The organism is Kurthia massiliensis, assembly GCF_000285555.1.
GTDB classification, from domain to species: Bacteria; Bacillota; Bacilli; order Bacillales_A; family Planococcaceae; genus Kurthia; species Kurthia massiliensis.
Genome location: NZ_HE610999.1, coordinates 278,795 through 294,982, shown reverse-complemented (window position 1 = coordinate 294,982; position 16,188 = coordinate 278,795). Strand labels below are relative to the sequence as shown.

Here is a 16,188-nt window from a genome sequence, read left to right as displayed (position 1 = left end):
TATGACGTGTTAACCCGTACATAAATCCCCAGTTAACGAAGGAGTGTTGATCATGGCAGACAAAACGATGGGCTTTAAAATCACCGAAGAGATGCATGAGAAAACGAAGAAAATTATTGAGGAGAGTGGCTATTCTGCAAAGGAATGGTTAGAAAAAGCAGTTGCACTCTATCAAGTACAGCAAATGAAAGATCGTGCGACAGAATTTACGAGCGATTTAAATGAATTAGAACATCATACACAACGTATTTATACATTAGTAGCAAATATGATGGAGCGCGCAGGTTATTTACGTGCACAAGCAATTGAAGATTCAACTGAACTTGTGAAACAAAAAGACCGCACGATTGCGGATTTACAAAAGCAAGTACAAGAAAAAGAATCAGCCGTTGCCTCTATTAGTACACAATATGATGAATTGAATGCGACAATCGACGAGTTAGAAGCGAAAAATAAAGAACTTGCGGGAACGATGGGCGATAAACAAGCATTGATTCAAACGTATACAGAAAAAATTGCACAGCTGGAAGCAGAAGTTTCAAATTTAAAAGGATTGCGCAACGATATGGCGTTATTAAAGCAAGAGCATACGCATGATATCGCAGACTTTAAGAAAGAACAAAAAGCATTGCAACAAGAACTACAAAAAGTGTATCAAGCGAATCATGACCTTGAGCATCAGTTAGAAGCTATTGAAGCGACGCATGCGAAAGATATTGAACTAGTCCGTATGCAAGTAGCTGCAGAGAAAAATAACGAGCTTGTAGCGATGAGTCGCGAGCATCAGCAAGAAATCAATCGTTTACATACGACGTATAACGAACGTATCCAACAATTATTAGCGACAAAAAATGATGAGCATGAAAAAGATGAGGTTTAACCTTTTATAAAAGCGGTTATAGTAATACTGTACTTTTCATATTCTTCTCATTTGGCCGCTCGAGTTTACTCGGCGGCTCTTTTTTTATTTTATTTTAGAAGGTGATGAACATGGACGGATTTGCACATAAAAATTGGTGCGCGCTCATTCGACAAGGCACATATTTAGTATGTACGACGCCGAGCGCTGCACAATCTATTGACGAACAATGTTTGAAACAAAAAGCATTACGCGAAGCGGATCATGAGATGGCGGCTTTGCTGTATCAACACGACCATATTTCTTACGGTCAACCATATATTGCATTTCGAAAGCTCTATTCCCTACTCGCGACGATGCTTGAACGCCAGGAAGAAACAGCACTAAAAGATTTTGCGTTTATATTATTTACACTACTTCAACACTCTACATATAAGTCATTAATCAAATCCATTGAAAAGAAATCAAATCGTTTAGACGATGAAGAAGCATTTTTTCAATTTATCAATGAACCGTTAGACGATGAAACACGTGACACATATCGTCTCATTTTTAGCTTCACATACGGTATTACACAAATGCGTCGTTACGTATTAAAAAATGATTTGAAAGAACGAAAAGATTTAGCATTAGCAGTTGCACAACAAAATGAATGTGTAAAAGATGTGTTAGATGAACGGACGATGCCAATTGATCACACAACGTTTACAGAACCTGTACCAGCGGAGTTATTAACAGACGACGTCATTCGTGAATTGGCTGCACAAGGTATTTATGTGCGTGATGTGCCAGATATTTTACTTAGTGAGTCGCAATTAGAATGCGCAACGACAGACAATATTGCGCTGATGATCGCTGTTAATCAACTGAAACAATTTTCAGAGGCGTTATTAGCAGGGACACCGACTGAACAAGCCCCGACACAAAAGGTCATTACGAAAAAAATCGTAAAAAAACCCGCTTCTACAGCGAAACTAGAAAAAGAAATTGCCCAATTAAAAGAACAGTTAGATGTCGAGCGAAAACGTAACACTGCCATGGAGACGACGATTAAGTCCCTACAAGCGGAAAATGCGTCGTTACAGCAAGACATTTACAAACTAAAAGAAGAACAAGCTGAATTTGAAAGCTTATTAGACGCACCAGCGATTTCTGATACAGCAACCGCGCTCGTTGAACAGTTGCAGCATAACGTGGCGCGTCTCGTTTCAGAGCTTCAATTGAAACCAGTCGCACCGATTGTATCTGCTTTAGATGAAATGAAAGGACTAAAAGTAGCGGTCATCGGCGGGCACCCACAATACCATGCGCAGTTAAAACAAGATTGGCCAGGGCCGTTGTTGACGATTGGACCGAAAGAAATTAGTTTTGATCAAAAGAAATTGAAAAACTACGATGTCGTCGTATTTTCAAGTAGCCACTCAAGTCACAGCTTATATAATCGCGCATTTGATTATTTAAAAGCGCATCAATTGAAACATAAATGCTTGCAAATGGATACACAAAAAAATGCCAAAGCACTGGCAGAAGAAATTGTACAATTTTTAAAAAGATAGTTTTTAAAGGAAGTAGCCACGGCGCTGCTTCTTTTTATTTTGTCGATATATATTTTCTATATTTACTGAAAATTCATAATATAGTACAATTTAAGTAACAAGTAATGCATACGTTTGAGAAAAGAGGAAATAAGATGTACATAGAAAAACAAGTTTCAATCCGTCCAATTACCGAGGAAGACTTACCTCGTCTATGGGCGCTCATATATAAAGATGAAAATCCAGAGTGGAAAAAATGGGATGCACCGTATTTTCCACATCACCCGATTAGCTATGAACAATTTTTATTAAAAAAAGATCAATGGGTCAACGTAGAAGATCGTTATGCGATTATCGTTGATGGTGAGCTTGCGGGTACAGTGAGCTATTATTGGGAACATGAACCATCTAAATGGCTTGAAATGGGCATTTGCTTAAATGAAGCTCAAAATTGGGGTAAAGGAATTGGCACGATTGCGCTCAAATTATGGATTGACCATTTATTTGCGACGATGCCACTCGTACGCGCTGGCTATACGACATGGTCGGGCAATCAACGTATGATTCGTGTTGGACAAAAGCTCGGCATGACGATGGAAGCGCGTATTCGTAAAGTGCGTTATTACGAAGGAGTTTATTATGATTCTATTCGAATGGGGTTGCTACGTGAAGAATGGGAAGCGACAAAATAGCGTACACGTCCTTTCTAGCATATGGTAAAATGAAAAAGACTGGAGGGGTGACGCGTGCGGAAAATGACCACAAGAGCACTATTTTGGCTCTGGATTATCGTCGCTTATGTTTTCGTGTTTGCAGCGATTTATATATATCGTTTATCAGCAACAGACGGTAATCTACTTGTGACGATTGGTTTTGTCATCGTATTTTCAATCATTTTTTTACCGATTTACATAAAAAGCTGGCGTAATATTATAAAGCGTGAAGCACGTAATCAAGCAAAACAACATTTACGTTTTTAAACACGGGCGATGATGCTCGTGTTTTTTCGTATCACATCAAAAAAACTGAGGATACCCTCAGTTAAGAAAATGCGACAAATGCGGCCATTAATACGACGCCTGTTAAAATCGTGAGCGCATTCGTCGCATTGTGCTTAAATCGCCATTCTTCATACGCTAATACCGCACAAAGCGCAATCACTGTTGTAATTTGAAGCGGCATTAATTGATACGATTGATTGACGAGCATTAACGCGGAAAATATCAAGACAATTAATACAATAATTACTTTCGTTAAGCGTAATGTTTCCATCTTTCCAACCCCTTACCCCTTTTTGAAGCTCTTTTCCCGCTTTTTATATAGCACGAAACACCTTTTTGTATAAAAACATACTACATATGGCCATAGCACTTAACGCCATACTTGCAACAATTGGTTCATCTATCCATAAGACAAATGGTGCAATCATACGCCCAATTGTAAATTGAATATTCGAAGCGCCCATATATTTACCTCGCGCTTCTGGCGGTGCGTACCGGCTAATGAAGTGATTCATCACCGGCGCGCGTACGATTTCCCCAAGTGTAAAAATCATCGTTAATATGAAAAGCAATGCGATATGTGTTGTCACTCCAAACAATGCTAAGCTTAGCGCTAACAATATACAGGACAACTGAAATACGGAAATATCTGACCATTGCTTCAACCATTTCGTGACAGGTATGACGAGTGTGATGAACATTAAACCGTTTAGTCCGAGTAAAACACCGAATATTTGCGTACTTGTCATGCCCCATTGTGTGGGGACGTCATAAACGATATACCGTGCTAACCAAATGTCGAGTTGCATAATTGTAGCGAATGATAAAACACCTGCAATGATATAAAGCATAAATGGTCTATCCGTTACAATGAGACGGTAGCTACGCCATTCTTGCCACCATGATGAAGAAACTGATAACAACACGTCTATTCGACGAGCACCGCCAAAAGAACATATGTTCGCGGTAAGGTGTGAAAAAGAGCTTGGGCGCAAACCCAAGCTCTTTATAATTTCGCTAGCATATTTTTCACAGAGTCCCATTTATAAATGAAAAACTCTAATTCTTGCATGCCATATACAACTGTATCAATTTCTACAATGTTTGCGCCGTAATATTCATATAAATTACGTGCTGTATTTTCAGCGAGTACTTCTACAAATGCTTTCTCGCAACCTATTTCATCAAATATTTCAAATACAGCTCGTAATAAAAGACGACCATAGCCCCTTTTCTGTTCGTCTTTTACTATGTAAATGCTTGTTAAATCTCCAAATTGTGGATCGTTTTCGCGTGCATTACAAGCCGCAAAACCTTTAATATCATCGTCTTCATTGACGAGTACGAAAATATGTTGCTTCGGATCTTGAAGGTTTTTCTCCCAGAGCTCCGTACGTTTTTCATATGATAAGCTCGCTAAATATTGCCCCGACATAAAATCCCCGTATGTCGTACGCCATGTATCAACGTCGACCTTTGCAATATTAGGTGCATCTTGTAGTTGTGCTTTTCTTACTTGCATGTAAATCACCCCTTAACATTGTAGTACCTTTTACATAGCAATGCAAAACGTAAAGAAGCATCTATATTTAATTTTTTATCCCTTTTAATTATTTTAAAGTCACATTCCAAAAATAATTTGTTTTCGCAGCTTGTTGAATAGCTGATTTCTTCCCTATATATAGCGTGTAGTAAATGCGCTTTTCTTCTGCTGATTCCATCGCCCCGAGTAGCACGTAATAATTACCCGCGCGATAAATACGATTGTGAATATTGCCAACTGGACGCTTAAGTACTGTTCCTTTCACAACAGGTTGCCCTAATGCTTTTGTTAATTGTGCCGGTGTTATATTCGTATCAGGTTGTGCAATGATACGTATGCGATCCGTAGATTGAATAGATTGCTTTTTCCCACCAAATTCATAGAAATATTGTTGTTCATAATATCTACGTGCAACAATATATTTTTTCGCTGTTGGCTCTAAAGCTTCTAATTGTTTGAACGTCGCCCCAACTTTTAACGGTACATTCGGTAGTTTTCCTTGTTGAAAAGTTTGCGTGTTATCAGTAGTATGCGTCGTCGTTGCAGGTGCAGAAACAGCCTCAGCAGATATGCCCATTCCTAAAATTAATGTACTCGCTAATAATGCCATTTTAATGCTTTTCATTATCTTTTCCCCTTACTTCCTCAAAAAACATATTTTACCATTTATTTGAATGTAAGAAAACCCTGAGTTTTACTCAGGGTTTACATGTTTAATAAATACAGCCGGGGTACCACCGACAACGATATTGTCTGGAATGTCTTTCGTGACGACAGCACCTGCCGCTACGACAACATTGTTACCAATCGTAACGCCTGGATTAATAATCGCCCGCCCACCAATCCATACGTTATCACCGATTGTTACAGGCTTGCCGAACTTCACCCCTTGATTACGCATTGCTGGGTCAATAGGGTAGGTAGCGGTATAAATATGGACACCAGGTGCTAAAAAGCAATTGGCGCCAATGCGGATATCGCACGTATCGAGCATCACACATGAAAAGTTGGCGTAAAAGTTTTCGCCGACGTGAATGTTGTAACCGTAGTCACAGCGGAAATTTTGTTCGATATGAATGTTTTCTCCTGTCGAACCGAACAGCTCTTTTAATAAACCCTTTCGCTTATAGCCTTCTGTCTCGACCGTCGTGTTAAACAATCGACAAAGTCTCCTCGCGTTAACGCGCTCTCGTGTAAGGAGTGCATCTGATTCATCGTACAGTTCTCCGGCCAGCATTTTCTCTTTTTCCGTCATCAAATCACCTCAAGCTCATGATTCCCTTTTTTTGCGTTCATATTCTTCTGCTAAATCATCACGCACTGTACGACTCGTCGGTTTGACACCTGAAAAGTAAGCAGCGCGCGTTAACATATGCCCACCAATGGGACCTGTTAAGAAAATGAAAATAATACCGAGTAAAATACGCATATTCGGTTCACCATCAACGTGCCAAAAATGAATGAACACGCCGATTAAAATAAATAAAATACCGAGCGTGGCGCTTTTAGAAGAAGCGTGCGCACGCGTATAAGCATCTGGGAATCGTACGACACCAATCGCTGCCATAACGATGAAAAACGTGCCTAGAATGAATGCAATTGCGATTATACTATTCGTCACCACGGTCGATCACCTTCCCTTTCTCTAAAAACTTCGCGAAAGAAAGCGTACCGATAAATGACAAGATTGCTAGTAAGAGCACAATATCTACATAAAAGCTCGTATTAACAAATACCGATAACATACCGACAAGGGCGATAAGTGCAACCCCGATGGCATCTAAAGCGATGACACGGTCTGGTGTAGATGGTCCTTTAATTAAACGGTAAATAAAACCAAACATAGCGCCTGCGATGATGATCATACATACGATTAAAAGCATTTTCATGATCTTGTCACCTCCAAAATTGCGCGTTCAAATGATTGCTGGATACTTTCAATCGCTTCATCGACATCGGTAATGTCTAACGCATGGACGTATAACGTTTGGCTATCGTCCGCGACATGCACGACGACTGTACCAGGTGTTAACGTAATTAAGTTAGATAGCAATGTAATTTCCCAATCTGCTGTTAACGTCGTTGGATATGCAAAGAACGCTGGTTGCATATCAATTTTTGGCTTTAATGCATGTTTGACAACGTCAATATTTGCTTTCCATAATTCGCTTAAAAATAAGCCGAACAGTTTTATCACTGCCCAAATGCGCCATAAATAAAAGCGACTTTTAAACATATGACGCATCACATATAACATGACAAGGCCGAGTAAATAACCGATAACAAAGCCTTGTGCACTTAAGTTGTTAGATAAAAGCATCCAACTGACTGCGAGTACGACATTTAATAATATTTGTACGGCCATATTACCCCTCCTTCATGACAGCATCAATGTATAGTTGTGGTTGTAAAATGACGTCTTTTGCGAGCGTCATATAAGGTGTGAACCATTCTGCCCCAACACCGTATATCACTGTCAATAATACGAGTAATGCGGCTGGTAGCCATTGTTGCCAATACGTGCTACGTGAAATCGTTGGCAACGTTTTTGGTGTGCCCCAAAATGCATAAATGAAAATGCGAAGCACTGATAAGAAAACGAATAAACTTGATACTAAAATCCAAATGCTTGAAGCGGTATAATCGCCTTCTAAACCACCTTTAACGAGCAACATTTTACCGATGAAACCGCTAAACGGTGGAATACCTGCTAAACTTAGTGCTGCTACGAAATATAACCACGCTAGGCTCGGATATGTTTTCAATAAGCCACCCATGTTCTTTAAGTTCGTTTCACCTGTAACATAAATAATCATGCCGACAAGGAAGAACAAGGCCGCTTTGATCAACATATCGTGAATCACGTAAAACATCGCACCTGTCACAGCATCATCATTCATCACCGCGAAGCCATATAAAATGACGCCGACTGCAATAATGATGTTGTACAGCATAATACGTTTAACGTCCCACGTTGCAAGTGCGCCAATACAGCCGACAACAATCGTTGCTACGCTGACGTAAAGTAATAATTGGCCAGTAAATGCGACGTCGCCTGTGAATAACAACGTATATGTACGAATAATCGCATAAACGCCGACTTTCGTTAAAAGTGCTCCAAATAATGCTAGTACTGGAATTGGCGGTGCGCTATAAGCACTTGGTAACCAGAAGAACATCGGGAAAATCGCTGCTTTTAAACCGAATACGACTAAAAACATTACTGCGATGACCGTTAAAATGCCTGGTTGTTCGACTTCTTGTACTTTTTGCGCAATATCTGCCATGTTTAGCGAGCCGATCACTGCATACAGCATCGCAATCGTAATGACGAATAATGCAGAAGAGACGACGTTGACTAAAATGTATTTAATCGACTCTCGGAATTGAATTTTCGTACTGCCTAATACGCTTAATAAATATGAAGCCATTAACAACACTTCGAAAAATACGAATAAGTTGAAAATATCACCTGTCGTAAATGCGCCATTTACCCCGACAAGGAGTAATAACACACCTGGGTAATAGAAGTAGCGTTCGCGGTCTGTACCGATTGTCGATACGCTATATAGTAAAACAAATAGTGTCACAATAGATGCCGTTACGACGAATAGCGCAGATACCGTATCGGATACCATGGAAATGCCGTACGGTACAGGCCAACTACCGAATGTCACGACTTGAATGCCGTCTGTTTTCACGAGTTGTAAGAGCCATATGCTGACGCCCGTCGTTACGACGCCACCAATGATAGCGACGATCCGTTGGAAATAAATACTTCTCGGTGCGAACATGAGAATGATCGCAAATGCGAACGGGATAATAATTGGCAATAGTGGACTATTGATCATGTTCTTCACCTCTCATTTCATCAATATTATCGGTTTTAAGCGTTTGATACGCGCGGTATGCCAGTACTAAAAATAGTGCTGTTACACCGAAGCTAATGACGATGGCTGTTAAAATAAGCGCTTGTGGCAATGGATCTGCCATCATCGCATTGGTTACGCCGTCTTTCATTACTGGTGGCGCGTCGCTGCCGAGTCCACCCATCGTTAAAATGAGTAAATGCGCACCGTGACTAAGTAAACCTGTGCCGATAATAATGCGTAGTAAACTTTTCGATAAGATTAAATAGACTGCTGCGAAAAATAGGAATCCGATAACAATAATCATCAGTAATTCCATTAGCGCTCACCTCCGATCGATTGAATAATCGTCATCGTGACGCCAACAACGACGAAATAAACACCTGTATCAAATAACATCGCTGTGTGTAATTCCGTATCGCCAAGAAGCGGAATATGGTAATGATCAAAATAATGTGTGAAGAACGCTTCACCTGCAAACATTGAAATGCATGCTGTTAACAGCGCAAGTGCTAAGCCAATCGCTGTTAATACCATATAGTTAATCGGCAATAAATTTTGAACCGTTTTTAAATCGTATGTGACTAGTAACAATACGATAGCACAAGACATTAATAAACCGCCGACGAAACCGCCACCTGGTGCAAAATGTCCTGCTAGAAAGACGTGAATCGATAATAAGAAAATGAGGAAAAAGACAACTTGCGTCATCGATTTCATAATGACATCATTTAGTTTCATCGTTGTCTCCCCCTTTCTTGTTGCGTAAGTGAATCATGCCGAAAATCGCCATACCAGCAATCGCGAGTACTGTAATTTCAAACAATGTATCAAAGCCACGGTAGTCGACTAAAATAACATTGACGATATTACCGCCGCCCGCTTCTTTATACACGGTTTCTTTATAGTATTCACTAATAGAACCTTTCATTTTTTGTGCATAAGCCGCAAGTGCAATCAACATCACAGTTACGCCAACTGCTGCTGCGACGATGAAATTACCGAGTTTAAATGGCAAACGCGCTTCATGACGACTTAATTTTGGTAAGTGGTAAAATGCGAGTAAAAATAACGCGACAGATACCGTTTCAATCGCTAATTGTGTTAACGCTAAATCTGGTGCGTTAAATAATACGAATAATAGTGCGACACTATAGCCGACAGCGCCAAGTGCAATAATCGCTGTTAATCGTGTACGCGCGATTAACACCGTACATATACTAATGATAAGTACTGCTACGACAATCGCCGCAAATGGACGGATTTCAGATAGTGTCAAATCGCTAATGACGAATGCTTTTTTCATGTATAGACTAGCGAGTACTATTAATACCATCGAAATAAAGATGTAAATGAAATATTGGCGAATCGAGCCTTTCATATATATTTTCGAAGTTGCTGTCATACCGCCATCTAATAAACGAAGGATCGCCATGTAGAGACGATTAAGCGTCCATTTTTGTGGGAGTACGTCGTAAATCCGGCGCCACGTTGGAATAAAGCGCCATAGCAATATACCGAGTATGATGACTGCTAGCGTCATCCAAAGTTCAAGCGTAAATCCGTGCCATAATGAAATATGTTTATCAACCGCAGCTACGTTTTCAAAGTCGAGTGGTTGAATCGCTAAAACGGCTGGCTTAATGATGAGCCCGGCAATTTTATTTGGCATTACCGTTACGACTAACGCAATGACAATTAAAATCGCTGGTGCAATCAACATACCGATTGGCGCTTCATGTACTTTACGTTCGAACGTTGGCTTTTTACCGAAGAATACGCCACCGACAAAGTATAAACAGTATACGAACGTAAATACGCTCGCTAGCCATGCAATGATTGGAACGAGTAGCACTGCATCATTTGCTGAGAACGATTGTACATTTAGTACAGTTGTAAAAAATAGTTCTTTTGATAAGAACCCATTAAATGGAGGGAAGCCTGCCATTGATAACGTACCGATTAACGCAATCGTGAAACTCATCGGCATAATCGCCATAAGACCTCCGAGTTTTCGAATGTCACGCGTCCCTGTTTCATGCTCGATAATACCGGCAGTCATAAAGAGTGCCCCTTTAAACGTCGCATGATTGATTAAATGGAATAGTGCCGCAAAACTTGCGTATTTGACTAAGTCTGTATTGCCACTATGGTAACTGAACGCTGCCACGCCGAGCATCGACATGATCATACCGAGCTGACTGACCGTTGAAAAGGCTAATATCCCTTTTAAATCGGTTTGTTTCGTCGCAAAAAACGAACCCCATAAAAGCGTAATGACCCCGACGAACATAATCGCATACGCCCATACATCTGCATACGCAAAAATCGGTGTGAAACGGGCGACAATATAAATACCCGCTTTGACCATCGTTGCCGAGTGTAAGTATGCACTGACAGGTGTAGGTGCTGTCATCGCATCTGGCAACCAAATATAAAATGGGAACTGTGCAGATTTCGTAAATGCACCGAGTAGCACTAAAATAATCGCCAATGTCACGTAAGGACTTGCGTGTACGATTTGTGCTTCGGCAATCATTTGTTGAATAGACCATGTCCCCGTTATATTGACGAGTAATAGTAATCCACCTAACATCATTAATCCACCAAAGACGGTAATGAGTAATGATTTCAGCGCACCGAAACGTGCCTTATCATTCGTATACCAATATCCGATGAGTAAAAATGAAGAAATAGATGTAAACTCCCAAAATAAATAAAGGCTGATCACGTGATCTGACTGTACGACGCCGAGCATCGCGGTCATAAACATTAATAAATAAATGTAAAAATAATCGAGACGTTCTTTTTGTTTATCCAAATAGAAAATGGAATAAAAAATAACGAGTGTCCCAATCCCTGCAATTAACAGTGAGAATAAGAGCGATAAACCATCTAGTGATGAATCAATCGTTAATTGTAATTGCTTCACCCATGTCCACGATGCATAGCTCGTGTCTTCACCAATTTTCGTCACATAATATGCTGTGAGTACGAATGGTGCAATTAATACAAACCAACCTGTATGTATGGCGACTTTTTTATAGACGAACGGTATGAAAATCGCTAGCACCAATGGTAAAAAAATAATTGCCAATTGCATAAAACCCCTCCTTTTTGATGTTATTTCCCTAAAATGTAAAAAAATAAAAGGAACGCCAAAAAAAAGTCCGTCACAGAAGGGCATAATTTCCCTAATGTGACAGACTCCTCCATAACGTACCTTTTAATTATTTGTAGTATAACATGGCTATAAATGTAGATACAACTATTTACCTTTACCAAGTGCTTTCATAATGAAACCAACAATTAAGATTAAAATAATCGTACCTAATAATGTTGGGAAGATATAGAAGTCACTTACTTTCGGACCCCAGTGGCCTAATAATGAACCACCGATGAACGCACCAATAATACCGGCAATAATGTTACCGATGACACCACCTGGAATATCTTTCCCTAAAATAAGACCTCCGAGCCAACCTAAAATACCACCAATAATGATATACCAAATAAAGCTTAGCATTGTGCATTTCTCCTTTCTATAACATCATATTTTTATCGTCATGCCCTCATGAATGTATGACAATAACAAGTTCTAATTTTTATATTCCCTGTTGTTTTCATTTCTAACAGGTCTTTTGTACCCTTTTGTCACATTATTTTCATAATGTTCTTTTCTTAGTCCTATTCTATTTTTAGAAATATATAAAATATGCTCAAAAAACGAAGAAAATAATGCTTTACGCTTAAAATCTCCTACATATTGCTTATATTTTTTTACAAAAAAATACAGTATAGTAAATGTAACACTGTAACCTTGGAGGCGATTTTATGACGGCAATTGCAAATTTACGTTTACCTGTCATCGGTTCACCGATGTTTATTATTAGCACGCCAAAATTAGTTATCGAACAATGTAAAGCAGGGATTGTTGGGTCAATGCCAGCGCTAAATGCACGTCCGAAAGAATTGTTAGACGAATGGCTCGCGGAAATTACGGAAGAACTAGCAAGTTATAATGCGAAAAATCCCGATCGCCCCGCAGCACCGTTTGCGATTAATCAAATTGTTCACAATACGAACGACCGTTTAGAGCACGATATGGAACTGTGCGTTAAATATAAAGTGCCGATTATTATTTCATCACTCGGTGCGCGCCCAGAAATTTTTGATGCTGCCCATAGTTACGGTGGGCTATGTTTACACGATGTCATCAACAACCGCTTCGCCAAAAAAGCGATTGAAAAAGGAGCAGACGGCTTAATTGCCGTCGCTGCTGGAGCAGGTGGTCACGCAGGTGCATTAAGTCCGTTTGCACTCGTGCAAGAAATTCGTGAATGGTTTGATGGCCCGCTTGCGCTATCTGGCTCAATCGCAACCGGTCAGTCAATTTTAGCCGCACAGGCAATGGGTGCTGACTATGCGTATATCGGTTCACCATTTATTGCGACAGAAGAGGCAAATGCGGTAGAAGGCTATAAACAAATGATTGTCGATAGTAACGCTGATGACATCGTTTATAGCAATTTGTTTACAGGCGTTCATGGCAACTACTTAAAACCTTCTATTGAAAATGCAGGACTTGATCCGAACAACTTAGCAGAAAGCGACCCTTCAAAAATGAGCTTTGCGAACGCAAACGCAAAAGCTTGGAAAGATATTTGGGGCAGCGGTCAAGGCATCGGTGCGATTAAAGACGTACAACCCGTACGTGAATACGTCGACCAATTATTCCGCGAATACGAATCAGCACAACAACGTTTATCATCGAAAACATTTGAAGTCATTCATAAATAATCAGAAAAGAGACATCGTCGAACTGGAACTGACCCACAAAAGTGAGACAGTGAAAAAGACACTTCTTTTTAGCTGAATTTGACGGATGCTTTTCCCCTAGGAGTCGCCGTCAAATTTTTGTTGAACCATCTTTTTCCGGTACTGTACTGGAGAAAGGTGGTTTAACTTTGCCAAAATTCAAGTATTATGATAGTAGTTGATGTATGCTTGAAAGGTTTGAACGACAACCTCATTTGTTGTTCTCAAAAGTCCTTCAAAATAAAATGTTTTGCACTTTAAGCTGGCGTCTCACTGTAAAATCCCTGTTTAATACGTTTTCTGCCACAATTGCGGCAGTTACTGGTTTATGATGATACTTTTTCGGTTTTACAATACAGTTCCATCTCACTCATGCCTTCTTCATAAGGTCCTTTACTATAGCTATATTGCTTGCCAATTGGCTATTCTAATCGATGCAACTCCCCATCTTTAAAGCATTTCACCTACTGATAGATTTGGGTTTCATTTTTAATCCCACATACCTCCTTCATTTCTTTCATTGGCACTTGTGCTAATTTCATTTCAATCGCTTTTATTTTGTTTCATACGAATATACTTGTTTTTTGCCCATCAAAAAACACCTCCAAAGTTTTTGTACCTTGAAAGTGTCTTTCTCTTTTTATGTTGTCTCAATTCTTTAGGTCAGTTCCCTATCACATATATCTTTTTAGTTGTAAATACACATTTATATATACGAAACGTTCATTTTTTATATAATTTTCTTACTTTTTGTATAGACCAAAAATATGAATTTATTTAATTTAAGACAAAATGCATTTTTTACCAATTTTCAATCACCGACATCTTCATTTCGTGTACAATATGAATTATCTAACAAACAATTTGTCACAAATAGGCAATATTAATAGACATTTTGTTGAAAATACTTATATAAGCAATGCAAAGAGGAGGTTTTATATTATGAAAGAAAAAGTTTTACTAGACGATATCGACACCAAAATTGTTGCACTTCTCAATGAAGATGGGCGCATGTCTTACACAGATTTATCAAAAGCCGTTAATTTATCGCGTGTTGCTGTACAGGCACGTGTCCAACATTTAATGGAGCAAGGTGTGATTGAACGTTTCTCCGCAGTCATTAATCCCGAAAAAATGGGCTTACAAGTATCCGCATTTTTCAACGTAGAAGTGGCGCCAAAATATTTGCAACAAGTAGCAGATACGTTAGCGGAAGATCCGAACGTCTCAAGTCTTTACCATATGACCGGTCCGAGTAAATTGCATATGCATGGCTTGTTCAAAAACAATCAAGATATGGAATTATTTTTAGAACAACGCCTTTATCCGCTTCCGGGGATTATGAGCGTTGATAGTCAAATTTTAATTAAACGTTATAAAAGCCGTATCGGTATGAAGTTATAGGGGGAATTAGATGAAAACAGAGATGAAACAGCTTGCACTCGGCATGTTGCGCTCCGGTATTTTCGGTTTTGGCGGTGGGCCTTCGGTAATGCCGCTTTTTCGACATGAAGCAGTAAAAAATTATAAGTGGATGAGCGACGACGAATTTAGCGAAACACTTGCCATTGCAAATGCCTTACCTGGACCAATTGCGACGAAAATGGCTGGTTATATCGGCTATCGTTTAGGTGGTGTATTCGGCGCGATTTGGGGCGTGCTTTGTCATATTGTGCCAAGTGCGATTATGATGATTGCGTTATTGTCTCTCGTCGGCTGGCTTAGCGGTTCAAAAGTTGTGATGGGCATGATTGCGGCAGTTGTGCCAGTCGTTGTCGTCATGTTGCTAGAAATGGCACTCCAATTTACACAAAAATCGATTAAAGGGATCGGCATCGTCCTCAGTATTATTTTTATCGCGATTGCATTTGTCTTACTACAAGTGCTACACATTCATTCCGGTATCGCTGTATTACTATTTTTACTATACGGTAGCGTACACTTTAAAATTTTCCGTCGTCAAAAGGGGGCTGCAAAATGATCGTACTTTGGCAATTATTTCTCGGCTTTTTCATTGCAAATATTTTAGGTTACGGTGGCGGTCCTTCTTCGATTCCACTTATGTATGACCAAATCGTGAAACATTATAAATGGCTCGATAATGAAGCTTTTTCAAATATGCTGGCGCTCGGCAATGCACTACCTGGGCCGATAGCAACAAAGATTGCGGCGTTTGTCGGCTATGATACGTACGGTATGTTAGGCGTCGTTGTTGCTTTATTTGCGACGATTGCACCGACCGTTTTCCTCGTCATTATTTTAATGAAAGTACTCCAAAAACATCGTGATTCTCCAATTATTAAAGGCATGACGACATTGATTCAACCAATTTTAGCGGTCATGATGGCAGTCATTATGTGGCAATTATCATCTGAATCATTTGAAAAAATCGGCATCTTACAATTTTTATTAATCGGCGCGGCTGCATATTGGGCGCTCCAAGTGAAAAAATATCACCCTGCTTTCGTCATTATCGGCGCATTTTTATACGGTGGTATCGTGCTACCACGCTTTATGTAAACAAAAAACCGTACCACCTGACATAAGGTGATACGGTTTTTTT

Annotated in this window: 21 protein-coding genes; 8 read left to right on the top strand and 13 right to left on the bottom strand. The window is 39.7% G+C overall.

What is annotated here, in order from left to right:
• Positions 1-52: 52 nt before the first annotated feature.
• The 4 genes from KMHG_RS11120 (at position 53) to KMHG_RS11105 (ending at position 3,374) form a co-directional block, all read left to right on the top strand.
• On the top strand, positions 53-880 hold the full coding sequence (locus KMHG_RS11120; RefSeq protein ID WP_010289547.1) for a hypothetical protein: 828 nt from the start codon (positions 53-55) through the stop codon (positions 878-880).
• A 110-nt stretch (positions 881-990) separates the two neighbouring features.
• A complete protein-coding gene (locus tag KMHG_RS11115; protein WP_010289544.1) occupies positions 991-2,415 on the top strand; it encodes a hypothetical protein in 1,425 nt (474 codons plus the stop codon).
• Between the two features lie 134 nt (positions 2,416-2,549).
• A complete protein-coding gene (locus tag KMHG_RS11110) occupies positions 2,550-3,086 on the top strand; it encodes a GNAT family N-acetyltransferase (protein WP_010289542.1) in 537 nt (178 codons plus the stop codon).
• Between the two features lie 54 nt (positions 3,087-3,140).
• Entirely contained in the window at positions 3,141-3,374 is a 234-nt protein-coding gene (locus KMHG_RS11105; RefSeq protein WP_010289541.1) for a hypothetical protein, read from the top strand.
• 61 nt (positions 3,375-3,435) lie between these two features.
• On the opposite strand, the gene KMHG_RS11100 is transcribed toward KMHG_RS11105, so the two are convergent.
• The 13 genes from KMHG_RS11100 to KMHG_RS11040 form a co-directional block, all read right to left on the bottom strand.
• Positions 3,436-3,666 carry a hypothetical protein gene (locus KMHG_RS11100; RefSeq protein ID WP_010289540.1) on the bottom strand — a complete coding sequence of 77 codons (231 nt, stop codon included), beginning with the start codon at positions 3,664-3,666 and terminating at the stop codon, positions 3,436-3,438.
• 43 nt (positions 3,667-3,709) lie between these two features.
• A complete protein-coding gene (locus KMHG_RS17810) occupies positions 3,710-4,321 on the bottom strand; it encodes an MFS transporter (protein ID WP_161601010.1) in 612 nt (203 codons plus the stop codon).
• Positions 4,322-4,401: 80 nt separating this feature from the next.
• On the bottom strand, positions 4,402-4,917 hold the full coding sequence (locus KMHG_RS11090; RefSeq protein WP_010289538.1) for a GNAT family N-acetyltransferase: 516 nt from the start codon (positions 4,915-4,917) through the stop codon (positions 4,402-4,404).
• Positions 4,918-5,005: 88 nt separating this feature from the next.
• Positions 5,006-5,563 carry a hypothetical protein gene (locus tag KMHG_RS11085; RefSeq protein ID WP_010289537.1) on the bottom strand — a complete coding sequence of 186 codons (558 nt, stop codon included), beginning with the start codon at positions 5,561-5,563 and terminating at the stop codon, positions 5,006-5,008.
• A 69-nt stretch (positions 5,564-5,632) separates the two neighbouring features.
• Entirely contained in the window at positions 5,633-6,196 is a 564-nt protein-coding gene (locus KMHG_RS11080) for a maltose acetyltransferase domain-containing protein (protein WP_010289536.1), read from the bottom strand.
• A 12-nt stretch (positions 6,197-6,208) separates the two neighbouring features.
• A complete protein-coding gene (gene mnhG / locus KMHG_RS11075; RefSeq protein ID WP_010289535.1) occupies positions 6,209-6,559 on the bottom strand; it encodes a monovalent cation/H(+) antiporter subunit G in 351 nt (116 codons plus the stop codon).
• Positions 6,549-6,827 (bottom strand): Na(+)/H(+) antiporter subunit F1, encoded by a 279-nt coding sequence (locus KMHG_RS11070; RefSeq protein ID WP_010289534.1) that lies wholly within the window; start codon positions 6,825-6,827, stop codon positions 6,549-6,551. Before KMHG_RS11070 ends, mnhG begins: the two co-directional genes overlap by 11 nt.
• Entirely contained in the window at positions 6,824-7,303 is a 480-nt protein-coding gene (locus tag KMHG_RS11065) for a Na+/H+ antiporter subunit E (protein ID WP_010289533.1), read from the bottom strand. The genes KMHG_RS11070 and KMHG_RS11065 overlap by 4 nt, the downstream gene beginning before the upstream one ends.
• 1 nt (position 7,304) lies before the next feature.
• On the bottom strand, positions 7,305-8,789 hold the full coding sequence (locus tag KMHG_RS11060; protein ID WP_010289532.1) for a Na+/H+ antiporter subunit D: 1,485 nt from the start codon (positions 8,787-8,789) through the stop codon (positions 7,305-7,307).
• The gene (locus KMHG_RS11055; protein WP_010289530.1) at positions 8,779-9,126 is read right to left on the bottom strand and encodes a Na(+)/H(+) antiporter subunit C; all 348 of its coding nucleotides are present in this window, start codon (positions 9,124-9,126) and stop codon (positions 8,779-8,781) included. Before KMHG_RS11055 ends, KMHG_RS11060 begins: the two co-directional genes overlap by 11 nt.
• Positions 9,126-9,548 (bottom strand): Na(+)/H(+) antiporter subunit B, encoded by a 423-nt coding sequence (locus KMHG_RS11050; RefSeq protein WP_010289529.1) that lies wholly within the window; start codon positions 9,546-9,548, stop codon positions 9,126-9,128. The genes KMHG_RS11055 and KMHG_RS11050 overlap by 1 nt, the downstream gene beginning before the upstream one ends.
• Entirely contained in the window at positions 9,535-11,910 is a 2,376-nt protein-coding gene (locus KMHG_RS11045; RefSeq protein WP_010289528.1) for a Na+/H+ antiporter subunit A, read from the bottom strand. The genes KMHG_RS11050 and KMHG_RS11045 overlap by 14 nt, the downstream gene beginning before the upstream one ends.
• 165 nt (positions 11,911-12,075) lie before the next feature.
• A complete protein-coding gene (locus tag KMHG_RS11040) occupies positions 12,076-12,333 on the bottom strand; it encodes a GlsB/YeaQ/YmgE family stress response membrane protein (RefSeq protein ID WP_010289526.1) in 258 nt (85 codons plus the stop codon).
• Between the two features lie 308 nt (positions 12,334-12,641).
• Here KMHG_RS11040 and KMHG_RS11035 point away from each other — a divergent pair, with 308 nt between their 5' ends.
• The 4 genes from KMHG_RS11035 (at position 12,642) to chrA (ending at position 16,145) form a co-directional block, all read left to right on the top strand.
• A complete protein-coding gene (locus tag KMHG_RS11035; RefSeq protein WP_010289525.1) occupies positions 12,642-13,607 on the top strand; it encodes an NAD(P)H-dependent flavin oxidoreductase in 966 nt (321 codons plus the stop codon).
• 960 nt (positions 13,608-14,567) lie between these two features.
• On the top strand, positions 14,568-15,029 hold the full coding sequence (gene chrS / locus KMHG_RS11030) for a chromate efflux transcriptional regulator ChrS (RefSeq protein WP_010289524.1): 462 nt from the start codon (positions 14,568-14,570) through the stop codon (positions 15,027-15,029).
• 10 nt (positions 15,030-15,039) lie between these two features.
• Positions 15,040-15,606, top strand: a complete 567-nt coding sequence (gene chrB, locus KMHG_RS11025; RefSeq protein WP_010289523.1) for a chromate efflux transporter ChrB — start codon at positions 15,040-15,042, stop codon at positions 15,604-15,606.
• On the top strand, positions 15,603-16,145 hold the full coding sequence (gene chrA, locus KMHG_RS11020) for a chromate efflux transporter ChrA (protein WP_010289520.1): 543 nt from the start codon (positions 15,603-15,605) through the stop codon (positions 16,143-16,145). The genes chrB and chrA overlap by 4 nt, the downstream gene beginning before the upstream one ends.
• Positions 16,146-16,188 lie beyond the last annotated feature (43 nt).

Excerpts from the sequence above, each read along its gene's own strand:
- KMHG_RS11120 (WP_010289547.1), top strand. The coding sequence starts at position 53 with ATGGCAGACAAAACGATGGGCTTTAAAATCACCGAAGAGATGCATGAG.
- KMHG_RS11115 (WP_010289544.1), top strand. The coding sequence starts at position 991 with ATGGACGGATTTGCACATAAAAATTGGTGCGCGCTCATTCGACAAGGC.
- KMHG_RS11110 (WP_010289542.1), top strand. The coding sequence starts at position 2,550 with ATGTACATAGAAAAACAAGTTTCAATCCGTCCAATTACCGAGGAAGAC.
- KMHG_RS11100 (WP_010289540.1), bottom strand. The coding sequence starts at position 3,666 with ATGGAAACATTACGCTTAACGAAAGTAATTATTGTATTAATTGTCTTG.
- KMHG_RS11090 (WP_010289538.1), bottom strand. The coding sequence starts at position 4,917 with ATGCAAGTAAGAAAAGCACAACTACAAGATGCACCTAATATTGCAAAG.
- KMHG_RS11085 (WP_010289537.1), bottom strand. The coding sequence starts at position 5,563 with ATGAAAAGCATTAAAATGGCATTATTAGCGAGTACATTAATTTTAGGA.
- KMHG_RS11070 (WP_010289534.1), bottom strand. The coding sequence starts at position 6,827 with ATGAAAATGCTTTTAATCGTATGTATGATCATCATCGCAGGCGCTATG.
- KMHG_RS11065 (WP_010289533.1), bottom strand. The coding sequence starts at position 7,303 with ATGGCCGTACAAATATTATTAAATGTCGTACTCGCAGTCAGTTGGATG.
- KMHG_RS11060 (WP_010289532.1), bottom strand. The coding sequence starts at position 8,789 with ATGATCAATAGTCCACTATTGCCAATTATTATCCCGTTCGCATTTGCG.
- KMHG_RS11055 (WP_010289530.1), bottom strand. The coding sequence starts at position 9,126 with ATGGAATTACTGATGATTATTGTTATCGGATTCCTATTTTTCGCAGCA.
- KMHG_RS11050 (WP_010289529.1), bottom strand. The coding sequence starts at position 9,548 with ATGAAACTAAATGATGTCATTATGAAATCGATGACGCAAGTTGTCTTT.
- KMHG_RS11045 (WP_010289528.1), bottom strand. The coding sequence starts at position 11,910 with ATGCAATTGGCAATTATTTTTTTACCATTGGTGCTAGCGATTTTCATA.
- KMHG_RS11040 (WP_010289526.1), bottom strand. The coding sequence starts at position 12,333 with ATGCTAAGCTTTATTTGGTATATCATTATTGGTGGTATTTTAGGTTGG.
- KMHG_RS11035 (WP_010289525.1), top strand. The coding sequence starts at position 12,642 with ATGACGGCAATTGCAAATTTACGTTTACCTGTCATCGGTTCACCGATG.
- chrS (WP_010289524.1), top strand. The coding sequence starts at position 14,568 with ATGAAAGAAAAAGTTTTACTAGACGATATCGACACCAAAATTGTTGCA.
- chrB (WP_010289523.1), top strand. The coding sequence starts at position 15,040 with ATGAAAACAGAGATGAAACAGCTTGCACTCGGCATGTTGCGCTCCGGT.
- chrA (WP_010289520.1), top strand. The coding sequence starts at position 15,603 with ATGATCGTACTTTGGCAATTATTTCTCGGCTTTTTCATTGCAAATATT.